This is a genomic window from Mesorhizobium norvegicum, from assembly GCF_004919685.1.
In the GTDB taxonomy this organism is placed as follows: domain Bacteria; phylum Pseudomonadota; class Alphaproteobacteria; order Rhizobiales; family Rhizobiaceae; genus Mesorhizobium; species Mesorhizobium norvegicum.
This window is the reverse complement of the sequence record NZ_SMYZ01000194.1, coordinates 1-1,650: the sequence shown is the minus strand read 5'-3', so window position 1 is coordinate 1,650 and position 1,650 is coordinate 1. Positions and strand designations below refer to the sequence as shown.

Here is a 1,650-nt window from a genome sequence, read left to right as displayed (position 1 = left end):
ACCTCGCCGTCGCGCTCGAATTCCCAAGGCAGCATCGCCCCGCTGGCAAAGCGCCCGCGCACGCAAGAGTGGCCAAGCAGGTCGCTCGGGTGTTCCGGCCGTCCATGGCGAGCAAGATAGGCAGGGCTGGCGGCGGTGGCGAAATGCTGCACGCGCGGTCCGATCGGCACCGCGATCATGTCCTGTTCCAGCCGCTCGTCATAGCGGATGCCGGCGTCGCAGCCGGCTGCCAGCACGTCGACAAAGTTCTCGTCGGCGATCACCTCCAGCCGGATGCCGGGATAAGCAGCGAGGAAACCCGGGACGATATCGGGCAATATCAGCCGCGCGGCGCTGACCGGCACATTGAGACGCAACGAGCCCGCCGGCCGGTCGCGAAAGCCGTTCACCACATCCAGCGCCGCCTCCACCTCCGACAGCGCCGGGCCGAGCCGTTCCAGCAGACTGAGGCCCGCCTCGGTCGGGACGACGCTGCGCGTCGTGCGGTTGAACAGCCTGACACCGAGCTGCGCCTCGAGGCGACGAACCGCCTCACTCAAGCCCGAAGCGCTGCCGCCGCTCGCACGCGCGCCGTCGCGGAAGCCGCCGGCGCGCGCCACCGCCACGAAGGCGGTCAGATCACTGAGGTCCATCATTGTCCGTAATTCCGCACAGCCTGTGTGGATTGTACCTGATTATCACGAGGTTGCGCAGCGCCTATCTCTGTCTCCTCAAAGGAGATCAATCATGTCCAATATTCAACAGGCCGGCACCTTCACCCTTGGCAGCCACACCGTGAAGCGGCTCGGCTACGGTGCCATGCAGCTCGCCGGACCCGGCGTGTTCGGCCCGCCCAGGGACCATGACGCGGCACTGGCCGTGCTGCGCGAGGCGGTTGCGCAAGGTGTCGATCATATCGATACCAGCGATTTCTACGGCCCGCACGTCACCAACCGGCTGATCCGCCAAGCGCTGGCACCCTACCCCAAGGATCTCGTCATCGTCACCAAGATCGGCGCCCGGCGCGGCACCGATGGATCATGGCTGCCGGCCTTCTCGCCCGAGGCGCTGACCCAGGCGGTGCACGACAATCTAGGCAATCTCGGGCTCGAAGTGCTCGATGTGGTCAATTTGCGCATCATGTTCGATACCCATGGTCCCGCCGAAGGGTCGATCGAGGCACCGCTCACCGTGCTGGCAGAGCTTCAGCGGAAGGGCCTGGTCAGGCACATCGGGCTCAGCAACGTGACGTCAACTCAGATCGCCGAAGGACGCCGCATTGCCGAGATCGTTTGCGTGCAAAACCAGTACAATCTGGCGCATCGCGGCGACGACGCCCTGATCGACGACCTTGCCCGCGACGGCATCGCCTATGTGCCGTTCTTCCCGCTCGGCGGCTTCAACCCGCTGCAGTCTTCGACGCTGTCCGATGTAGCGCAGCACCTCGGCGCCACCCCCATGCAGGTCGCGCTCGCCTGGCTGCTGCGCCGCGCGCCCAACATCCTGCTGATCCCCGGCACATCGTCTGTCGGGCATTTGCGGGAGAACCTCAGTGCGGCAGAACTGGAGCTCTCGGACGATGTGCTCGGGGAATTAGAGGGCGTGGCGATGGCCGCTTGAGATTAGCCAATCTCCCCCCTCGTGGGGGAGATGGCCGGCAGGCCAGAGGGG

At 65.8% G+C, this 1,650-nt stretch carries 2 protein-coding genes; one reads left to right on the top strand and one right to left on the bottom strand.

The window, feature by feature from the left end:
• The coding region (locus FCU66_RS40645; protein WP_136625527.1) for a LysR substrate-binding domain-containing protein at positions 1–635 on the bottom strand (635 nt) is incomplete at its 3' end.
• A 91-nt stretch (positions 636–726) separates the two neighbouring features.
• On the opposite strand from FCU66_RS40645, the gene FCU66_RS40640 reads away from it, so the two are divergent.
• Complete coding sequence (locus tag FCU66_RS40640; protein WP_136618720.1) at positions 727–1,599, top strand: aldo/keto reductase family oxidoreductase; 873 nt, start codon at positions 727–729, stop codon at positions 1,597–1,599.
• Positions 1,600–1,650: the final 51 nt, after the last annotated feature.

Coding starts and splice junctions, on each gene's coding strand:
- FCU66_RS40640 (WP_136618720.1), top strand. CDS start 727: ATGTCCAATATTCAACAGGCCGGCACCTTCACCCTTGGCAGCCACACC.